The organism is Spongiibacter marinus (assembly GCF_016906995.1).
Classification (GTDB): Bacteria; Pseudomonadota; Gammaproteobacteria; order Pseudomonadales; family Spongiibacteraceae; genus Spongiibacter; species Spongiibacter marinus.
Window position 1 is genome coordinate 266,041 of the sequence record NZ_JAFBBD010000004.1, and the last position, 19,829, is coordinate 285,869.

Annotated in this window: 22 protein-coding genes; 15 read left to right on the forward strand and 7 right to left on the reverse strand. The window is 55.7% G+C overall.

Annotated elements, in window-relative coordinates; all coding sequences use genetic code 11:
• The 8 genes from HNR64_RS07820 to HNR64_RS07855 all read left to right on the forward strand — a co-directional run bounded on the left by HNR64_RS07820 (nt 1) and on the right by HNR64_RS07855 (nt 5,043).
• A complete protein-coding gene (locus HNR64_RS07820; protein ID WP_239547693.1) occupies nt 1-453 on the forward strand; it encodes an MgtC/SapB family protein in 453 nt (150 codons plus the stop codon).
• Nucleotides 446-1,531 carry an AI-2E family transporter gene (locus HNR64_RS07825; RefSeq protein WP_204995944.1) on the forward strand — a complete coding sequence of 362 codons (1,086 nt, stop codon included), beginning with the start codon at nt 446-448 and terminating at the stop codon, nt 1,529-1,531. Before HNR64_RS07820 ends, HNR64_RS07825 begins: the two co-directional genes overlap by 8 nt.
• A complete protein-coding gene (locus tag HNR64_RS07830) occupies nt 1,512-2,528 on the forward strand; it encodes an amidoligase family protein (protein ID WP_204995945.1) in 1,017 nt (338 codons plus the stop codon). The genes HNR64_RS07825 and HNR64_RS07830 overlap by 20 nt, the downstream gene beginning before the upstream one ends.
• Before the next feature lie 29 nt (nt 2,529-2,557).
• Complete coding sequence (locus HNR64_RS07835) at nt 2,558-3,235, forward strand: gamma-glutamyl-gamma-aminobutyrate hydrolase family protein (protein WP_204995946.1); 678 nt, start codon at nt 2,558-2,560, stop codon at nt 3,233-3,235.
• On the forward strand, nt 3,232-3,660 hold the full coding sequence (locus tag HNR64_RS07840; protein WP_204995947.1) for a YqaA family protein: 429 nt from the start codon (nt 3,232-3,234) through the stop codon (nt 3,658-3,660). Before HNR64_RS07835 ends, HNR64_RS07840 begins: the two co-directional genes overlap by 4 nt.
• 18 nt (nt 3,661-3,678) lie before the next feature.
• Entirely contained in the window at nt 3,679-4,233 is a 555-nt protein-coding gene (locus HNR64_RS07845) for a YaeQ family protein (RefSeq protein ID WP_204995948.1), read from the forward strand.
• A 27-nt stretch (nt 4,234-4,260) separates the two neighbouring features.
• Entirely contained in the window at nt 4,261-4,677 is a 417-nt protein-coding gene (locus HNR64_RS07850; RefSeq protein WP_204995949.1) for a VOC family protein, read from the forward strand.
• A gap of 165 nt (nt 4,678-4,842) precedes the next feature.
• Nucleotides 4,843-5,043 carry a hypothetical protein gene (locus HNR64_RS07855; protein WP_204995950.1) on the forward strand — a complete coding sequence of 67 codons (201 nt, stop codon included), beginning with the start codon at nt 4,843-4,845 and terminating at the stop codon, nt 5,041-5,043.
• Between the two features lie 7 nt (nt 5,044-5,050).
• On the opposite strand, the gene HNR64_RS17460 is transcribed toward HNR64_RS07855, so the two are convergent.
• Entirely contained in the window at nt 5,051-6,559 is a 1,509-nt protein-coding gene (locus HNR64_RS17460; RefSeq protein WP_204995951.1) for a transglutaminase domain-containing protein, read from the reverse strand.
• A 134-nt stretch (nt 6,560-6,693) separates the two neighbouring features.
• Between HNR64_RS17460 and HNR64_RS07865 the strand changes: the two genes are divergently transcribed.
• Genes HNR64_RS07865 through HNR64_RS07875 form a run of 3 tightly spaced genes read left to right on the forward strand, consistent with a single transcriptional unit; the run spans nt 6,694 to nt 8,020 of the window.
• On the forward strand, nt 6,694-7,140 hold the full coding sequence (locus HNR64_RS07865) for a DUF1499 domain-containing protein (RefSeq protein ID WP_204995952.1): 447 nt from the start codon (nt 6,694-6,696) through the stop codon (nt 7,138-7,140).
• A gap of 26 nt (nt 7,141-7,166) precedes the next feature.
• Nucleotides 7,167-7,490 carry a hypothetical protein gene (locus HNR64_RS07870; protein WP_204995953.1) on the forward strand — a complete coding sequence of 108 codons (324 nt, stop codon included), beginning with the start codon at nt 7,167-7,169 and terminating at the stop codon, nt 7,488-7,490.
• Nucleotides 7,490-8,020: a CYTH domain-containing protein gene (locus HNR64_RS07875; protein ID WP_204995954.1), complete on the forward strand. Its 531-nt coding sequence runs from the start codon at nt 7,490-7,492 to the stop codon at nt 8,018-8,020. The genes HNR64_RS07870 and HNR64_RS07875 overlap by 1 nt, the downstream gene beginning before the upstream one ends.
• Here the strand turns inward: HNR64_RS07875 and HNR64_RS07880 are convergent.
• From HNR64_RS07880 to HNR64_RS07890, 3 genes are all read right to left on the reverse strand, one after another.
• Nucleotides 7,997-8,185: a hypothetical protein gene (locus HNR64_RS07880; protein WP_027873588.1), complete on the reverse strand. Its 189-nt coding sequence runs from the start codon at nt 8,183-8,185 to the stop codon at nt 7,997-7,999. The two genes, HNR64_RS07875 and HNR64_RS07880, sit on opposite strands and share 24 nt — an antisense overlap.
• Nucleotides 8,186-8,537: 352 nt before the next feature.
• Nucleotides 8,538-9,008 carry a hypothetical protein gene (locus HNR64_RS07885; RefSeq protein WP_204995955.1) on the reverse strand — a complete coding sequence of 157 codons (471 nt, stop codon included), beginning with the start codon at nt 9,006-9,008 and terminating at the stop codon, nt 8,538-8,540.
• A gap of 505 nt (nt 9,009-9,513) precedes the next feature.
• Nucleotides 9,514-11,127: a class I adenylate-forming enzyme family protein gene (locus HNR64_RS07890; protein WP_204995956.1), complete on the reverse strand. Its 1,614-nt coding sequence runs from the start codon at nt 11,125-11,127 to the stop codon at nt 9,514-9,516.
• 195 nt (nt 11,128-11,322) lie between these two features.
• On the opposite strand from HNR64_RS07890, the gene dapE reads away from it, so the two are divergent.
• Nucleotides 11,323-12,459, forward strand: coding sequence for a succinyl-diaminopimelate desuccinylase (gene dapE, locus HNR64_RS07895; RefSeq protein ID WP_204995957.1), 1,137 nt, complete (start codon nt 11,323-11,325; stop codon nt 12,457-12,459).
• Here dapE and HNR64_RS07900 read toward each other — a convergent pair.
• The 3 genes from HNR64_RS07900 to HNR64_RS07910 form a co-directional block, all read right to left on the reverse strand.
• Nucleotides 12,456-13,268 carry a class I SAM-dependent methyltransferase gene (locus HNR64_RS07900; RefSeq protein ID WP_204995958.1) on the reverse strand — a complete coding sequence of 271 codons (813 nt, stop codon included), beginning with the start codon at nt 13,266-13,268 and terminating at the stop codon, nt 12,456-12,458. The two genes, dapE and HNR64_RS07900, sit on opposite strands and share 4 nt — an antisense overlap.
• 106 nt (nt 13,269-13,374) lie before the next feature.
• Nucleotides 13,375-14,148: a 3-hydroxybutyrate dehydrogenase gene (locus HNR64_RS07905; RefSeq protein ID WP_027873586.1), complete on the reverse strand. Its 774-nt coding sequence runs from the start codon at nt 14,146-14,148 to the stop codon at nt 13,375-13,377.
• Nucleotides 14,149-14,169: 21 nt separating this feature from the next.
• Nucleotides 14,170-14,823 (reverse strand): TetR/AcrR family transcriptional regulator, encoded by a 654-nt coding sequence (locus tag HNR64_RS07910; protein WP_036256060.1) that lies wholly within the window; start codon nt 14,821-14,823, stop codon nt 14,170-14,172.
• A 150-nt stretch (nt 14,824-14,973) separates the two neighbouring features.
• On the opposite strand from HNR64_RS07910, the gene HNR64_RS07915 reads away from it, so the two are divergent.
• The 3 genes from HNR64_RS07915 to HNR64_RS07925 all read left to right on the forward strand — a co-directional run bounded on the left by HNR64_RS07915 (nt 14,974) and on the right by HNR64_RS07925 (nt 19,807).
• Nucleotides 14,974-16,410, forward strand: coding sequence for a sodium:solute symporter family transporter (locus HNR64_RS07915; protein ID WP_204995959.1), 1,437 nt, complete (start codon nt 14,974-14,976; stop codon nt 16,408-16,410).
• 170 nt (nt 16,411-16,580) lie between these two features.
• A complete protein-coding gene (locus HNR64_RS07920) occupies nt 16,581-18,878 on the forward strand; it encodes a TonB-dependent receptor (protein WP_204995960.1) in 2,298 nt (765 codons plus the stop codon).
• Between the two features lie 71 nt (nt 18,879-18,949).
• Nucleotides 18,950-19,807, forward strand: a complete 858-nt coding sequence (locus tag HNR64_RS07925; RefSeq protein WP_204995961.1) for an alpha/beta fold hydrolase — start codon at nt 18,950-18,952, stop codon at nt 19,805-19,807.
• The last annotated feature ends 22 nt before the right edge of the window (nt 19,808-19,829 follow it).

The window sequence follows — 19,829 nt, forward strand, 5'->3', positions numbered from 1 at the left end:
ATGCCCATAATCGCTGATATAAATTGGCCGCTAATCGGCCACCACTTAACGCAGCTGGCTATCGCCTACCTACTCGCTATTCCAATCGGCTGGAACCGCGAAGTTGAGTCGCGCGGCGTCGGCTTGAGAACCTTCCCACTGGTGGCCATTGCTTGCTGCGCCTACCTGCTTATTGGACGAGACATCTTAAGTGGCTCGGAATCTCACGCGCGTTTAATGTATGGTTTGATGAGTGGCATCGGTTTTATCGGTGGCGGCGCCATTCTTAAGCAAGGTGGTTCTGTTAGTGGCACCGCGACGGCCGCAGCGATCTGGGCAACCGGCGCCATTGGCACGGCGGTGGCTTGGCAGCGCTACGAAATCGCGATCGTGGTAAGCCTGATGACCTTTTTAACCCTTCGCGCTCTGCGCCCCCTCAAACACTGGGCAAATACAGACTCAGAAAATGCATAACACACAATCTTCGAAACACAGCGACTGGGCCCTGCGCCTGCTGGCGGTCTTAGCGGTACTTTATACGCTTAGGCTTGCGCGCGACGTCATGTTGCCAATTACGCTGGCGCTTATCTTCGCCCTGCTGTTAGCACCTGCTGTGAGTCGCTTGCAGTGCTGGCGGCTGCCCCGCAGTGCAGCCGCGCTACTGATTTTATCGGCCTGCATCGGCAGTATTGGCGCTGGCTTCTATGCCTTGGCATCGCCAGCCAGCGAGTGGTTGCAGCGCGCCCCCGAAGCGGCAGAGGTGATCCGCGACCACCTGCGCGAGGTCAACAGTGAGCGCAGCAATGTCGATGCCGCCACCGCGAGCATCGACAGTTTGGCAGAGGAATTCTCCGGCCCCGCGAACCCCAAGATAAACAAGGTGGTAATCGCCGACACCGGCTGGCGTGGCGAGATTTGGGAGATCGCGCGCAACTTCGGCGTTTACGGTACGCTCAGTATCATCCTGCTATTTTTCTTGCTCAGCTCAGGCGATGCCCTAATGCAGCGGTTTATTAATAGCCTGCCCAACAAGCAAGATAAGGCCGCAGCCACCCAACTGACTCGCCACGCCCAGGAGCAAATGTCGCGCTACCTGCTGACCATCACTCTGGTCAACGTTGGTGTTGGAGTAATCACCACCGCTTGTCTGTGGTTATTGGATTTCCCCGACCCCGCGCTGTGGGGCGCCGTTGCCGCGCTGCTGCGCTACATCCCCTATCTCGGGGTGAGCATTACGGTCATGCTGCTGACCATCGTCAGTGCCGTCAGCTTTCAAACACCGGCTCTGGTACTTGTCGCGCCGCTAGGCTATGCCCTGTTCACCGCGCTGGTGGGGCAGTTTGTCGACCCCTTTATTCACGGCATGCGCTTCAGCCTGAACCCGATTATTGTTTTCCTGTGGATCTTTTTTTGGGGCTGGCTGTGGGGTGCCCCTGGTGTCCTGCTGGCCGTCCCCCTGCTTACCCTGTTCCAAGTGGTCTGCAAGCACGTAGATTCACTGAAGCCTATCGCCAACATTATCGGAGACGCGAATGACATCAAAACCCAATGACTACCGCGCCAGTCTGTGGCCATTGCCATCCGCCCGCACTGCCGAAAGCGGCAGCGAGCGCAGGCTGGGTGTGGAAATTGAGTTTACCGGAATGGAAATGGATGCCATTGCCGAGACAATCGTCGACTGCTTTGGCGGCCGTATTGAACGTCAGTCCGACTACGAATACCAAGTGACTGACACGCCCTTTGGCACCTTCGGGGTCGAGCTCGACTCCGCGTATATTAAAAAGCTCGGGCGAGACAGAGAACAGGCCGGTGCCGGCAATGACTTTGAGGAACTGACCGAGTCGATAGTTGGGCTCGTTGCCAAACAGCTGGTGCCCTTTGAGATCGTGGCCCCGCCCATTGCGCTGAGTGAGCTTTGGCAGTTGGAAGATCTGTTTCTTCGCTTGCGCCTCGCCGGTGCCAAAGGCACAGAAGCGTCGGCAAAAAACGCCTTTGGCTTGCACTTAAACCCTGAAATGCCCGATTGCGAGCCCGCGACGGTACTCAACTATTTTCGCGCCTTTATCTGTTTATACGACTGGCTCAAGCAGCGCAGCAGAGTCGATTTAAGCCGGCGCTTGACCAGCTATATCGACCCATTTAAGCGCGACTATATGCGCAAGGTGCTGGCAGCAGATTACCAACCCAGCGCGGATGAACTCATCGAGGATTACATCCATTTCAACCCAACACGCAATCGCGCACTGGATATGCTGCCACTGTTTGCCCATATGAACGAAACATTGCTGCGCCAGCATATCGACGACCCGCGGGTGAAGGCGCGCCCCACCCTGCATTACCGTTTGCCGAATAGCCTGATCGACGACCCAAACTGGGGCCTGATCCACCCCTGGCGCGACTGGCTGCAAGTCGATGCGCTAGCCTGTGACAAGGCGCGTTTACAAGCGATGTGTCAGGCCTACCGAGCGCACCTGGAAAGCACGACCAGCAGTCTATTCAGCGACTGGACACAGCATGTCGATAGCAGATTGATCCCCGAACTCTTGTAAATTCATAAAGGACGACGGTTATCAGCAAAATGCGTTCGAGTGACTCACACCCTGTTATCGCCGTTACCGGCGAGGACAGACGCTTCCCCGTGTCGTGGTGGTTTATTCGCTGGGCACTTCGCCGAGCGGGTGCCGAGGCCATTCACCTCACCCCTGAGCACGGCGACGTGCCGCGCCATATCGACGGCATTATCATCAGTGGCGGCGACGATATCGACCAGGGCCTGTATCTGCCAGATGCCCCCGAAGTCGCCCCTATGAATCCCCGCCGAGACCGCTTTGAGATCGGCGCGCTTGAGCGACTATTGCCAAGCGGTCTGCCAATCCTGGGGATCTGTCGGGGCGCGCAATTGCTCAACGTTGTACTGGGCGGCAGCTTGCATGTCGACCTAACGCCCTTGCGAAAACGCACCAGCAACCGGCGCATGCTGCTGCCCCATAAAACGCTCCACGTCGATACCGACACGCAGCTTTTCAACGTGCTGGGCGAAGAGCAATGCAGAATTAATAGCCTGCACCACCAGGCGGTTGATCGACTGGGCGAAGGCATGCGCGTCAGCGGTCGCGACCTTGATAACATCACCCAAGCCATTGAAGACCCGCAACAACCATTTCGACTGGGGGTACAATGGCACCCCGAATATCTGCCCCAGCACGCGCGCCAGCGCCGTTTATTTGCGCAACTTTGCCAGGCGGCCGCGCTATGATCAGCGCCTATTTACTCCTGTTTGCCGCCGCCTTTGGGGCAGCCACATTGCTGCCGTTTTACTCGGAAGTGCTGTTGATCGCCCAGCTCGAAGCCGGGCTACTGCCCTTTTGGCTATGGCTTGCAGCCAGTAGCGGCAATACCCTCGGCGCAGGCGTCAACTGGTGGATGGGAGCCAAGCTCAGCCACTATGCCGACCGCCGCTGGTTTCCCGCGCGCAAAAAAGACTTGGAACGTGCGCAGGGCTGGTTTGCCCGCTACGGCAAATGGACCTTGCTGATGTCCTGGCTGCCAATCGGCGGTGACGCACTCACCGTGGTCGGCGGCATTATGCGCGTGCCCGCACTGAGCTTTTTTACCTTGGTCGCCATTGGCAAAAGCCTGCGCTACGCATTGCTCATACTCGGGTACAATGCCGCGGTATAAACAACAGAGGTGACCGCAATGGCGTTAACAGCCAGTATTTTCAAAGCCGATATCGAGATTAGTGACCTGCGACGCCACCATTACCAGCCCTACCAACTCACGCTGGCACGCCACCCCTCTGAAACAGACGAGCGCATGATGCTGCGACTCCTTAGCTTTGCGCTATTTGCCGACCCCGCGCTGCAGTTTACTCGCGGCCTCAGCAATGACGATGAGCCAGATCTGTGGCGCCACAGTCTGAGCGGAGAAACCGAGTTGTGGATTGAGCTTGGGCAGCCCAGTGAAAAGCGCTTGCGCCGGGCGCGCTCCAAAGCCCGGCACGTTATCGTGGTTTGCTACGGCGGCCGCAGCACAGCCCAATGGTGGCAGGAAAACCAAGGCAAACTGAGCCAGCAAAGCTGGCTGAGTGTCGTCGAAATTCCGGAAGACGAATCGCGAGCCTTGAGCGCGCTCACGCAGCGTTCAATGCAACTACAATTCACGCTGGATGAAGACAGTGTGTGGGTGTCGAGCAGCAGTGACAGTATTGCCATCCACCCGCAATGGCTGCATGGTGAACAGCGTGCTCAGTAACGAGCCCCTGAAAACGAAGGTGTCACCATGATTCAACTCCAGGGTTTGGACCATGTGGTGCTGCGTACAACGCGCCTCGCCGCGATGATCGACTTTTACCAGCGCCTTGGTTGTCACATCGAGCGCGAGGAAGCACAGCTGGGCCTCTATCAACTGCGCGCCGGTGCCAGTCTTATCGATATCGTCCCTGTGGAGGCCCCGCTAGGCCAGGAAGGCGGCCCAGCACCGGGGCAAGATGGCCACAATATGGACCATTTCTGCCTGACCTTGGAAAACTTCGACGGCGACGCTGTGCTGGCCTACCTGGACGGCCAGGGCATTGTCCATCAAGGCATTCAGCGGCGCTATGGCGCGCAGGGGTACGGTCCATCCATCTATATTCAAGACCCCGAGGGCAACCGCGTGGAACTGAAGGGCCCGCCTGAAACCGCAGCACAAACGTGACACCCACATTTCCTCCAGATCAAAAATTCATGACAAATTCATCTAATATCGCGTTTTGAAATAAATTCGTCATACCCCTGTAACAATGCATGGGCATACTGCCCACCATTGAAAGACCACCGCAGCACAGTGTCGCTGCTTGCAAACTCGTCAAGGGGATCGAATATGTCACTCAATAGTTTTCGCGCAGTTTTGGCCGCCGCAGCACTTTTCGTAGCGGGCGCTGCCAGCGCCGACGAGCCTCAGCTTCTTCTTGAAGAAGTTACCGTTATTGGCGCGGTTCACAGCAGCGATGCCGTCACCGTTGCAGACATTGATATGGCCGGCGATGACAGCCTCGTCGACATGCCAGTCGCTTACGAATAAGCCCTCTCTACTCGGTATCGGCCACGCGGCTTTTTAGCTGCACGGCCGATACAATGCGTAGTCCATCCAGCAGCGCGTTCATCGCCAAAAAGTCAGCCTGATCACCATGACTGACGGCCAGGGCAATGTGTCCGGCACTAAATGGCCCCAGCGCACTGTCAAAGTTTTCCCAGCGTTCACCCGTCCAGGCTTCTACCCACATGTGGGGCACAAACACAAAACGCCTGCCTAAAAAGCGTTCGTTGTTGTAAGCCACGCCCATAACAACCCGACTGGGAATACCGGCGGCCCGCGCCAGGGCCGCCAACATCAGCGCATGTTCTGTGCAATCGCCCTGAGCACTCTCCATTGCCTGCAGCGCTGTCGCGTAGCCGCTGTAGGTGGCTACGTCGTCCATATAGCCACTGACAAAACGCGTTAGGCGCTGCATTTTTACCGCTGGCGCTATGGGCGCCTGACCTATCAACTCGTCCACCACGGCGGCGAATGCCGAGGCCTTCGCGGGTAACCAATAGCTCGCGCCAAGGTAATCATCCACGGGCGCCGCCTCAGACGAGGCTAGCTCACAGTGCTTACATACAGTAACCAACCAATCATTACCCTCTTTTTGCACGGATTGCTGGCCGGTGCCCGGCGGCTGCCAATGCGAGGGCGCACCGCGAAGCTGGTAGCGAACTTTGCCATTCAACGCCTGGTCGCTTATGCGATAGGGAGAGCGCAATAACCGTTGGTATACATGACTCATCGCCTCCAATGGCTCAGCGCGGCAGGCTTCATCACAGGGCAACAACCACATCGACTGACCGGCAGATTCGCTGTACTGCGCCAACACCGTAAAATCGCCATCGGCGTAGTAAATCGCACTGCGCTGCCACGCTCCCTGGCGCTGAACATCTTTACTTATTTTCCAGCGCAGCACCGTCAACCAAGGCGTCAATGCTGTAGACAGGGCCTGCGTCAACGGCGCATTCAGCGGTGTAAACCGGTAGCGCACCGCTTCCACCGCCTGTTGCGCAAAACTCCATTCCTGGGTAAGCAACTCACCGCTCTTGGCATGCTGCGCGAACAAGCGTTGCCGCTGATGAGGAAACTGCGCCACGGCTTGACCAGCAACAGGCGCGAAGGCCTGCCCCTGAGATAGCCATAGGCGCTGGCCACGGTATTCAATGGCCAACCTGTGACTCGCCGCCCGCGACTGCTGCACCTTAGTTGCCTGAAGCGGCCTGCCATCGCGCGCCTCTACGTAGCGAAGTCGCGTTTCTGTTTGCCCAGCGGCCTCCCCCGGCTGCTGAATTTGAACACGGAGCGTTTGCTCGGTCGAGCAGCGCGTGTCGTCGCAAAAACTCACTAACTTCCTCAGCCCCACGGGCACGCCATCGACGCTTAATTTCTGCCAGCGGGTAGTCGCCTGCGACGCCGCAGGAATAAATGAGTCTTCGCCGGCTGCCTGCGGCGGCACCGCAGCACAAGACGCCACCAGCGCGAGCAATACCAAAACCAATAATCGACTACGCACACGCCCTTCCATCGTATTTTTGAAGCCCTTACCCTGCGCCAGCCTACCAGAGTTCGCATAAAACTCGATGACACAACAACCGAATTTTCACTACAGCGTATACAATGCTATTCATCAGCCCGGGGATCCTCAACATGCGCCGCTTATTCCTTATTACATCGACCCTCGCCCTTCTTTTCGGCTGCGCAGCACCGCAGCAGTCGCCTGAGCAGGTCGATACCCCCAGTGCACTCTCAAGCTGCCCGTCAGCGCCGCGCTGCGTATCGAGTCTGAGTGAAGAGCTGGATGCTTTCACTTCACCATTTAAAGTCACCTCTGCCGAGCAGTGGCAAACCCTGCAATCACTGCTGCGCTCACTGCCGAGAACCCAGGTCATCGCACAATCCCCGCACTACCTCCACGTGGAGGTCCGCAGTAAAATAATGCGCTACCGTGACGATGTTGAGCTGCTGTATACAGCGGATAAAAATCGCGTCGATGTGCGCAGTGCATCTAAAATTGGCTACTATGACTTCGGCGTAAATCGCGAGCGCATCGAAGCACTGCGTTTGCGCTTTCTGGACGCTACAGCGACGCCCTGACCGCACTCTACGTTTAATAAGGCGCTATGCGAAAAACCGACAAAAAACGCGAAAAACAACTGGTCTACCGCCTTAACGACGTTTGCGAAACCGCGCTGGCCAAACCCCTGCCGGGCTTTTGCTGGCTGACACACACCGTTGACTATCAGCGTTTTCCCAACAGCTTACAGGTCTATTGCGTCGTCGAGGAATCGATGGTGCAGGGTGGCGTATGGATCGGGGAGGAATGGTTAAGAGACGCCATTATTCGCGCGCTGGCTGAAGAAGGCTGGCAAATCCGCAAAACACAAATTCACTGCCTGAGCGAGCCCGCGCTTAACAGACGCCAACTCAGCGAGAAATCACGATAATGACTAGCCCTGCCCCCATGGAGATAGAACGTAAATACCTGGTCAGCAATAACGACTGGCGTTTACAGGCCGAGGCGCTGGGCGTCAAAGGCTGCCATATGGTGCAGGGCTATCTTAGCCGAGACCCGCACCGCAATGTTCGGGTACGCATTGCCGGTGATGCCGCCTGGCTGACCATCAAGGGCATCAGCCAAGGCGCGAGCCGCATCGAGTTTGAATACGCCATCCCCCTCGACGACGCCCGCGCAATGCTCGTCCTGTGTGAGGGGCCGCTGGTTGAAAAAACCCGTTATACCCTGCCTATCGCCAATGACACTCGGTACTGGGAGATTGACGAATTTGCCGGTGACAACCACGGCCTTATCATCGCCGAAATTGAGCTCGATCACGACAAGCAGCCAGTCCCCTCCGCCAGCTGGCTGGGTAAAGAGGTAACCGGCCAGGTCCATTACTACAACAGTAGCTTGTCGCAACAGCCGTTTAGCAAATGGCCGCAGGCACTGCGCTCACAGCATTTCGGTGAAGGCTGAACTGCTGACTCTTACACTGCGATGCGGTTTGAAGTTGGGGCCATCCAGTTGTTCTATATGCCCACCTTTTTTTAGGAAATCCTCTACTTGGCGAGAAAGCTCAGCGCGAATTTGGCGCTGATGGTGTTCGGATTGTGAGGCCTGAGCTTTGTAGTAACGGTTCATCGCAATTCCTCTTATGGACATTGGGCAACGCTCAAGCGCCGCCGACAGCCAGAAGACTACGCCGCCCCCGTGACAAAATCGGGATGATTTTATGACAACTGTGCAACACCACTGCGTTTATTCAAGGGTTAAAAAACGCATCACCGCGCCCTGTTTGGAGCATTGTGTCATTACGGCAAGGTGCATAAGCAGCAAAAACTCAGAGAGCTTTTCTGCTAAAGATCGTTGGATAGATTCTGCCGACCATTTAAAAATGGCGCAAAGCTGGAAGCTATTGACAGAGTTTATGTCTCTATAGTCGGCGCAGTCTTGCTACGCTCGACACCTGAGAGACTTGCATTTAAGTGATTTATTATGTTTTTTCACTGTGCATGAGGACTAGTTGAGCAAAGTCGGTAGGCTTAACAATGTTCAGGCCGTATTTTTCTTTGATGATTGCTGCATGCTTGTATATTCCTGCATCAGAAGTTACGAAGCAGCCACCATATTTTTGGGCTTCAAAAACATGAAAGCAATCTGCTTTCCTTTTTTCTAATGCACCGTTATCGGTAATAATATTTTCAATATCTCGTAACGTTTCTTTTTCTAAACTAGTTAGGCCTAACCTGACAGTTTGGCGAGATCTAGGCTCAATCTCTCGTATCCAGCCCGGCGTTTTTGGATTTCTTATTTCAGTTACTACGGAATGCATCAGCACGACCTTTTTCTTGTTTTTCTCGAGAAGGTCTCTAGCCCATTGAGAAGCCTTCTGATCCTCTAGGCATCCACCATCAAAAGCACAAGAGTCAAAGAAAATGAAATCATCATATGGGTTAAAATCCATGAGAATCGTCCGAAAAATATCGATTGTATTATGACAACTGAGGCCTAATACCACTTTGGCCCCTATCTTAAGGGAGGGCCCCTGAAGGGCATTGAAACCAAATCTCTTCGATGGGGGCTGGTTGTATTTATGGAGGTGATTACTGCTGGTGACAAGGCTTCCTACCTCTATCTGTTCTGAGATTCCTTTCGTTTGAGCATAATCCTATTTTCAAAATGTTCAACGACGTAGCGTGCTGCTTATCAAAATGATGAGCTTACGTCCGACAAACAATCGACAAAATGAAGTGAACGAAGGGCTGCACCTACAACGTGCGTATGGCGGGTAATGCTGTGCGGCGACACCCGCTTACAAACAGCGCAAGTATCAACGCGTTATTAGACCCGCTTCGGCTAGATCACCAAGCATAAAAAAAGCGCACACACTGTTGGCTAGTGTGTGCGCTCAGTAGGCGCGTCGGCTGCCGGTAAACGGCTGTTGGCGCCCCTATTCCAGCACCTGAAATTTAGACGGCAGGCATCTCGTCAGCCATTTCACGGAGTTTGTTCTTGGCGACCTTCTCTAAGGTCGCACGCGGAAACTCGTCGACAAAGTAGACGGCGCGCGGCACTTTAAAGTCTGCCATGTTGGCTTTGCAGTGATCGATGATGGCCTGGGCGAACGCGTCGTCGTCCTCCGGCGCGCCCCAACCCTTAATAACGAAGGCAACCGGTACCATGTCCAACATATCGTGAGACTTAGCAACCACCGCCACTTCGCCGACGCCGCCGCCCGGAACCTGCATAACAACCTCTTCCACTTGGCGGGCTGAGACGTTTTCGCCACCGACTTTCAGGGCATCTTTATCGCGGTCGGTAAAGTAGAAGTGGCCTTCATCTCCGACGTGAACCATATCACCGGTTTTGAACCAGCCGTTTTCAGTGAACGACTTGTCCATGGCTTCCTGGTTTTTGTAATACTCTAGGAAGATGTTTACGCCGCGTACCCCGTGTACCCACAGCTCACCAATTTCGCCTTTTTTGCAGGGCTCGCCGGTTTCGGGGTTAACCACCGCCAAGTGATAGCCCGGCGTCGGTTTACCGATACTGCCCTGCGGCCACTCTTGCACGAAGTCTGAGCGCGTTGCGTGGGTAACGGTTTCTGTCATGCCCCAGCTAGCAAAAGGCTTGGCCTTCAGCCAACCTTCAATTTCCTTCCAGATAATGCCCATCGGCATCACTTTCAGGCTGTGCTCTTCAGGCACGGCCTGGGCACCAATTGCCTTAAAGACGAAGGGAATCATTGAGCAGTGAGTCACTTGGTGTTTGTCGATAATTTCCCAGAACCGGCTGGCAGAAAACTTGGGTAATAACACTGCGGTGCCGCCCACACCCAATGAGCCCCAGAATGCCCAGCTCTGACAGTTCACGTGAAAGAACGGCAGGAATCCCAGGTAGACGCTGTCGCGGTCCATATTCATGCTTTGTGAGCCCATGGTGCCAGACCACAGGGCATTAGCGTGAGTGTGCACTACCGCCTTCGGAAGTGATGTCGTGCCAGAGGTAAACATAATCCCCGCTGGCAGCATGGGCTCGGCTGGACGCTCGGGCACGGTGCTGGCATCGCCATACAGGGTTTCGAATAGCTGTTCGTCGTGCTGCTGGTCCGCCTCTGCGGCTTCGCCGGAGTTGTCTTCAGTGACAATCAGCCACTGGATATTTTTGGCGTTATTCTTAATTTCCTGCACGAACTTGGGCTGGGTGATTACCCCCACTGCCTCGGTGTGCGCGGCAAAGTACTCAATTTCGCCGCCCACACAGCGGGTATTGGTGGTGACACCCACCGCACCCAATTTGGCACAGGCATACCATGCCAATACCATCTCTGGGCAGTTCTCGGCGTGAATCATAACCTTGTCGTGCTTGCGCACGCCCTTGGCGTAGAGACCCGCAGCGATTTTGCCGGTTTCTTCGTCAAAGGCCTTGTAGCTCCAGCTGCGCTCTTCGCCCGAACGCGGCTCCCAAATCATAAAGGGGTGATCAGGCCGCACTTCGGCCCAGTGCCGCAGGCGCTGCGGAATATCCTGGTCGGCAAAATCAAACTGCGCGGCGGCGGCCGCCACCTTCAGGTCAACACTCATAGCCACTCCTTTATCATCGTTAGGCATTCGATTGGCGTATAACTGAGCCCGATGTTACCGAGCTGCCAAGACCTTCTCTATGACAAAAACACTCACTCCACTGACATTTTGAGCAGCCGCAGCCAGCGAACTGCCGCCGCCGATTTTCCCAGCGTTCTCTGTTAAAATGCCGCTTTTGATTTTAGAGCCCGAATTATGAGCCTCAGCCCTACCCTGGACCTTGCCATCGACCTTATCCAGCGCCCCTCGGTTACCCCTGAGGACGAGGGCTGCCAAGCGCTAATGATGGCGCGTCTTGCCGCCATTGGCTTTCATTGCGAGCCGCTGCGATTTGGCGAGGTTGACAACTTTTGGGCGGTGCGCGGCGACGAGGGCCCGCTGCTGTGCTTTGCCGGCCATACCGATGTAGTGCCAACCGGCCCCGAGAGCGACTGGCAAACGCCCCCGTTTGAGCCAGAGATCAGCGACGGTATGCTGCGCGGCCGTGGCGCCGCCGACATGAAAGGCAGCTTGGCGGCTATGGTGACTGCCTGCGAACGCTTTGTGAGCGAACACCCCGACCACCGGGGTCGCATTGCTTTTTTGATTACCAGCGACGAAGAGGGCCCGGCAAAAAACGGCACTGTAAAAGTGGTTGAGTGGTTGGAGTCTCAGGGCGAAAAAATTGACTGGTGTGTTGTCGGCGAGCCCTCCTCGACCGACGCGGTGGGCGACGTGATCAAAAACGGCCGTCGCGGCTCCCTTGGCGCCGTGCTGAAAGTCAGGGGTATTCAGGGCCATGTGGCCTACCCCCATCTGGCGAAAAACCCCATCCACCTTGCGGCGCCGGCACTTGCCGAACTGGCTGCTGAGCAGTGGGATGAGGGCAACGACTTCTTCCCCGCTACGTCTTTTCAAATTTCAAATATCAACGGCGGCACCGGCGCGACCAATGTGATTCCCGGTGAGCTTGAGGTGGTTTTCAACTTTCGTTTTTCTACCGAGTTAACGGCAGACATACTCCAGCAGCGCACTGAGGCCATCCTGGATAAACACGGCTTAGACTACGCACTGGAGTGGAACCTGAGCGGTCAGCCTTTCTTAACGTCGGAAGGTCCACTCGTGGAAGCGGCGCAAAACGCAATACGCCGCGTCACCGGGCGCGACACGGTATTGTCGACCGCCGGAGGCACCTCAGACGGGCGTTTTATTGCCCCGACCGGTGCGCAAGTTGTGGAACTCGGCCCCGTTAACGCGACGATTCACAAAGTGGATGAATGCGTGAATGCCGAAGACCTTAACCAGCTCAGCGCCATGTACCAGGCAATGATGGATGACCTGCTGGCGCGTTAATTATTGCCAAAGGCCTTTATTGGGTACACATCAAAGCGCACGGCCTTGCCGGTCACGGCAAATTGCGGCCTGCCCTTGGCCTCCAAGGCGCTGAGCGCCGGGCCATCGATAATCGGCGCTTTTGGCGGGCGCTTTACCACCACCCGGTGGCGGGCAACCGCCAGCGCCGCGGCGAGTAAAGCGTCGTCATCGTCGTCTTTGCCAACCAAATGATGAAACAGGCGCATTTCTTTTTTCACCAGCGCAGACTTGCCCGAGTCGGGAAACATCGGATCCACATACACCACATCCGGGGCCTGTTCAGCATCGCCAAGATAGTGGCCCAATCGCTCGATGGCACTGCCTTCGTGCAGTGTCATATGCTGTACAAAGCCCGCCACGTCAGCGTCTTGTGCCGCCCGCGTGAGCCCGTCGGTAAGCAGCGCGGCTACCACAGGGTGGCGCTCGCACATCTCGACCGACGCGCCGTAGGTTGCCAGTAGGAAGCTGTCGCGCCCCAGCCCTGCCGTCGCGTCGATCACCCGCAAGCCTTCGCGGCGGCCGCCAATCGCTTTTAATAACAGTTCTTTGCCGCGGTGACGCTTTCGCCACTGCTGAGAAAAATCGACATACACCGGGTGTTCACGAGCACTGGGCGCCAGGCCCAAACTCAAACAGCCCTGGTAGTCATAGAGGTATTGCTGATCGGCAGCCGCCGAGAATTGTGTGGTGCATTCTAATGACAAGGCACGCGCCAAGGCATCGAGTTGCGGGTTGCCCTGGCTAACCACCTGCGGGGGACGCACGACGGTAGACGCTCCTGTCGCCATTTTTTTGCTCGTCATTGTTATGGAGTCTGCCGCTCTGGTCCGCGATTATCTGAGCAGCGATTGTACCGTGGCTCTCGGCCCTGCGCCTAGCGCGTCACCTCCGGCATTAGCGAATAGTCCAGCCACCGTCGATGACCATTTCCTGGCCGGTCATATTTCGCGCCGCATCACTGAGCAAGAAATTCATCGCGCCGCATAGTTCATCCATGTCGATGAAGCTCTTTTTGGGCATTGGCTCGAGCATAATTTTATTGATCACCTCATCCTCGGAAATACCGTGCGCCAGGGCCTGACTGCTGATTTGCTTTTGCACCAGCGCTGTCTTTACGTAGGACGGGCACAGAGTGTTAATGGTGATATCACAATCTGCGGTTTCCAGCGCGACGGTTTTGGAAAAGCCCAACAAACCGTGCTTAGCCGCCACGTACGCGCTCTTATGGGGCGACGCCACCAGCGAGTGGATGGAGCCCACATTGACGATACGGCCAAAGTTTCGCGCTCGCATACTCGGTAATACGGCGCGACTCAGCAGGGCTGGGCCGACCAATAAAATCTCTGTTAACAATTTCCAGCGGTCGACGGGAAAGTCCTCCAAGGAGGCAACGTGTTGAATGCCCGCATTATTAATGAGTACATCGACGCCGCCCCATTCGTTCTCCAAACGCGATACCGCACCGCTGATGTGCTCTTGGTTGGTAACATCCAGCGGCAGGGCCAATACCTCAGCCGCCGCCCCGTTCAGTGACTGCGCAGCGCTAGTAACCGCTTGTTCGTCAGCGTCAGTTAGGCAAACTCGAAAGCCTTGTTTCGATAAATCAGCCGCAAGGGCCAGCCCAATGCCGCTGGCCGCGCCGGTAACTAACGCTGTTTTGTGTCGCATGTTTGCCTCATCGTATTTGAGTTATTGGGGAGTTCGCTCTTCACCACATACCGCGCGAAAGCCCGCGGCCATAAAGGGAATCATTCGGTCGTAGGCGGCATCAAAATCCGACGACAGACACTTGCCACCCGACAAGCGGTCTATACGACCGGTCTGCGCTAAGGTTAGCGCCAGGGCACCCGATACATAGTGATAACACCAGTGCAGGTCTTCATCCCGCGCCGTTGGGAAAATCTGCCGCAGCGCGGCAATGAAATCGCCCACGTGTTTGTCAAAGGTGTTTTCCATCATTTCCCGGCTCCACACCGGCGATGTCATTACATAGGCGAGCAGCGCCATGTAGTTTTTCCAGCCTGGATCACCGCTCTCCTGAGCCAGCTTTAGCGGCAACAAAAATGCCTCAATTACCTGCTCTAAGCGCTGCGGTTCTCCATCGGTAAACTGCTCCTGCAATACCTGGCGGCGGGTGCTTCCGAGGTGTTCTGCACGGCGATTAAACACCGCGTAGAAAACATCTAACTTCTTGCCGAAGTGGTAATTGGCCAATGCAACATCCACCTTTGCACCAGTGGAAATTTGCCGCATGGTGACGCCATCATAGCCGTGGCGGGCAAAGAGCTCCTCTGCCACGTCCAGTATTCGCTCGCTCTTCACCGCATTTGTTTTTCTTGTCATTGTGCCACCCAGTTTTTCTAACACTGCAAATTGCCCGCTGCAGTGTTCGCGTTTGCTTGTGATGTAGACAGTGTTTTGCCACCGCTTGTATATTCAACGCTTGTTGAATATAGTGGCTCACCAATAAATAAAATACAAGGCGGATGGTACATGATATCGACAGAGGTCTTTAAATATGTGCTGACTGGTGGCTATGTTGCACTGGTCTACTGGCTCTCCTGGATAGGCATGCGCCGCACGCAGGACATTAGCGGCTTCGCCATCGGCAACAAAGATATGAGCCCCTATATCATCGGCATTACGCTTGCAGCCTCGATCGCCTCCACGGCGACCTTTGTTATCAATCCCGGCTTTGTTTATGTGCACGGCGTTTCTGCCTATATGCACTACGCCGTCGCGGGGTCGGCCGGTATTCTTAGCGCATTCTTGGTCTTGTCACGCGGCTTCTTGCGCCTTGGCGAAGAGAAGCAGGCACTGACGCTTCCAGACTGGATATACCACCGCTACCAACACCGCGGCTTCAGTCTGTTTTTCGCCTTTATTAATTTATTATCGGTGAGCTTCGTGGTGCTCATTCTGGTCGGTTGCAGTCTGTTAATGACGGGCATCTTCCCTATCGAGCAAAAGCCAGCGTTGGTCATTGTGTTGCTGTTTGTATTCTCTTATGTGCTGATGGGCGGCACCTATGCCCACGCCTACACCAACACCTTGCAAGGCATAATGATGATCGTGGTCACCCTGCTGCTATTCGCCCAGGGCGCGGACTATTTCAACGGCGATTTCTTATCCTCGCTGCGCGATATTGGCGAAGGCTACGCCGCGGTAATGAACACCGACAGCAATCTTTACTACGATTTTTTCTCGGTTTTCGGCGCGGGTTTTATCATCACCTTTGCACTGATGTTGCAGCCACATATTCTCACTAAAGTGCTGTATTTACGCAGTGAAGCGGACATCGGCAAATTCATTGGCACCACGGTTGTGGTCGGCACGCTGTTCACGCTTATTCTCATGGTCGGCCTTTACGCGCGACTCGACGGCTTGGAGATCAGCGCGCAAGACACCGTCGTTCGCGAATACCTGTTGCATCAATTTAGTGGCAGTGTGGTCGGCGAGCTGACATTGACGTTTATTTTTATCACCCTGCTCGCTGCGGGGATGAGCACCCTCGACGGCATTCTTGTCTCGCTCTCTGCAATGGTGGTCAATGATATTGTTTCCCCGCTGAGCAAAAACCGCAGCAAGGGCCTGGCCTGGTCCCGCTGGACCCTGATTATGGTGGGAATCATTGGCTTAACCCTCGCCTGGAATCCACCTCCCTTAATCGGTTTATTCGCCCAGAAAGGTGTTTATGGTTTAGCGGCGGCGTCACTCGTGCCGATGCTATTTGGCGTGTTGTTTCGCGGCAGTTTACCGCTACCGTTGATCGCCAGCGCATCGATCAGCGCGCTGCTTATCCACTTTTATCTCAACCTCTTTGGCGGCATTGCCAACCCCGCCGTGTCGGCGAGCTATGCCATTTTAACGTCCATCGCCTACGTGCTACTCGGCCTGGCTTACTTACGTATTCGCAACGCGAAAAACTAACTGGCCTCGCGCAGCGCGCCATACATAAGGAGAAAATTCATTTGACTTTTCAACAATCGTTGAATAACGTCGAAACTGAATTCAACAAACGTTGAACAACAACGACCTATACAAATCAGTCGGAGCCAAGAAAGCGACTACCCTAAAATATTCAAGCCACAGGTGTTTCTATGATAAGTATAAAAAGTGACAAAAAGCCCCTCGCCGCCCTCATCGCCTTGTGCAGTGTCGCCGGCATTCATCAATCGGCACTGGCCCAGCAGGCCGTCGCCCTGGAAGAAGTACTGGTTACCGCGCAAAAGCGTGAACAGAACCTCCAAGAGGTACCGGTATCGATCACCTCGCTCAATGCACTGGAGCTGGAAAATAAAGGGATTACGTCCGTTACCGAACTGGAGAAAAATGTCCCCAACACGCAAATGCGCGCCAGCCGCGCCACCAACTCTACACTCACTGCGTATATTCGCGGCGTGGGCCAACAGGATCCGCTGTGGGGGTTTGAACCCGGTGTCGGCGTGTATGTCGACGATGTTTACTACGCTCGCCCACAGGCAGCCGTGCTAGATGTCTTCGACGTTGAACGCATAGAAGTGCTGCGCGGCCCGCAAGGGACCCTGTATGGCAAAAACACCGTAGGCGGCGCGATCAAGTACATCACTCGCAGAATGACGGGCGATGCCGAAGCGAAGATCACCACTGCCGTTGGCGCCTACAACCAACGCGACATGATGCTGTCTGCACAGCTGCCAATTCTCGACGAACAGCTCTATGTCGGTGCGGCCATTGCTAAACTCACTCGCGACGGTTTTGGCGACGTTGATACCGGCTATGACATCAACACCGGCACCTATAGCAGCAGCCAGGAAAACTACAACAAGGATGTGCTTGTCGCACGCCTGAGCGCGGAATACACGCCAAGTGACCGGCTGTTTATTCGCGTCGCCGGCGATCGCACCGATGACAACAGCAACCAGCGCTGCGGTTCACAGTCCAGCCCCACCGCCCTGACGCACCCCGCCAACGGCCAGCCGTTTGAACGCTCAAGCAACCCCTACGACGGCGCCTGCGGCACCACTCACAAATCCAATGTGGAGAACAGCGGCTTCTCCTTAACCGCCGAGTACGACTTGTCTGACAACGTGGTGGTGAAGTACATCTACGCCAACCGCGAAGGTGAAACCCAGCAGTTCATCGACTTTGACGGAACCCCGCTGGACGCCTTTGACGTACCCGCCAAGTACAGCGATGAGCAGGAGTCCCACGAGCTGCAATTTAACTACGGCAGCGGCCGTCTGGCCTTCGTCGGTGGCCTCTATTATTTCACCGGCAACTCAGCCGGTGCCTTCGACGTGGTACTCAATGGACTCGGCGGCACCCCATACATGGATGGCGACCACTACGATCTGGCGATCGGCGGTGATGTGGATACCACCAGCACCTCGGTCTACGCCAATGTGAACTATGACCTCAGCGACAGCCTGACCCTAACGGCCGGTATGCGCTGGACCAATGACGAAAAGAACTCAAACATTCAGCGCCTGGCGTATAACACCACTAACTCCTTCCCCTATAGCACGCAGCAGGGCTCCGGCTTCACCCACGGTGACCCGGCCAACGACACCTTGCTGGCAACCTTTACCGACATCAGCGATAAAGACGCCGACAAAGACTGGAATGAGATTAGCCCCAGTATCAAGCTCGACTGGCAGATGAACGATGCCGTGATGTTCTATGTGAGCTATGCCGAAGGCTTTAAGTCCGGCGGCTTTGATATGCGCGGCGACGCCAGCAAAAACCCGGATATCGCCAAAGGCTACGATCCGGAAACCGTTGAGACCTGGGAACTCGGTGTTAAATCACAGCTGTGGAACGACCGCATTCGCCTTAACGCCACCGTTTTCGATATGGCCTATGACGACATGCAACTCACGGTGCAGACGGCCCAACCCGCACCGGTATTCTTCTCTTCTGACGTTGTGAACGCCGGTACCGCCGAGATACGCGGTGCAGAACTGGAGTCACTGCTGCAAATTACCGATGGCCTGAGCAGCTCTCTCGCACTGGGATACATGAATGCCGAGCTCACCGAGGTGCAGTCGGGCGGGCAGGATGTTTCCGACAGCTGGGAAATGCTCAATGCACCCAACTGGACGGGCCAGTTTGCGCTGAATTATGAGAAGGACCTTGGCAACGCCGGTCGTATCGCCTTGAACAGCGCCCTGTCTTACCGCGATGCATCGCGCAACTTCAACAACGTTGAGTGCAGCTGCGACCAGGACGAGTCCTATACCCTGCTCGACGCCAGTGCCAACTGGTACTCCGCCGACGAGCATTGGACGGTGAGTGTGTTTGTGAAAAACATCGAAGACAAGGAATACAAAACTGGTGGCTACAACCTCGCCTCAGGCGAGCTGGCATTCTACGGCGCGCCGCGCACCTGGACTGCCAGCGTCAGCTACGCCTTCTAATACGCGCCCCGTTGCCCGGAGCCAGACACCTTGGCTGCCTCCGGGCCTTTTTACTCTATGAGCTAGCAATTATGTCTAAAAACTATAAAGACTATTGGTATACCAGTAGCGACGGACTGAAACTGTATGCAAGGGAATATGGCGATGAAAACGCAGACAGTATCATTTGTATTCCGGGACTAACGCGAAGCTCAGCAGACTTTGCCCTGCTGTGCGAGGAGCTCTCGTCACACTACCACCTGCTCGCCGTTGACCTGCGCGGTCGCGGCCGCTCTGACTACGACAGCAACCCAGACAACTACCAACCCGCCACCTATGCCGCCGATGTACTGGCGCTGATGGACGCCAAGCAATTGGACAGGGTGAAGCTGATCGGCACGTCGCTGGGCGGGCTAACCTCGATGATATTGTGCGCAACATCGGGTGCGCGCATCCGTGGCGCGGTGATTAACGACATCGGCCCCGAAGCCAACCCCGAAGGCATTGCCCGTATTAAGGCCTATGTCTGTGCAAGTCCACCACCGGTTACCACCTGGCAGGAGGCTGTGCAGCGTACCCGCGATACGCAACAGCGTGAGTACCCGCTATTTAATGACGAGGACTGGCAAACCTTTACCCGCAACCTTTACGTGGAAAACAGCGACGGCCAGCCGGTATTGAACTACGACCCCAATATTGCTGTCCCCCTGCAAGCGGACAGCGACGGCATCCCCCCTGACCTGTGGCCCCTGTTTGAGGCCGCCGCCGCTACGCCAATGTTACTGTTGCGCGGCGAGTTGTCAGACTTGCTCAGCCGCGACTGTGTGGCGCGCATGCAAGCCATTAAACCCGATCTTCACGTCTTGGAGGTCGCCAATACCGGGCACGCACCCCTGCTAACCGAAACCGAATCGCTCACGGCCATTCGCGCGTTTTTGGCAGAGCAATAGGCTTAGCCACCCGGCAACCTAT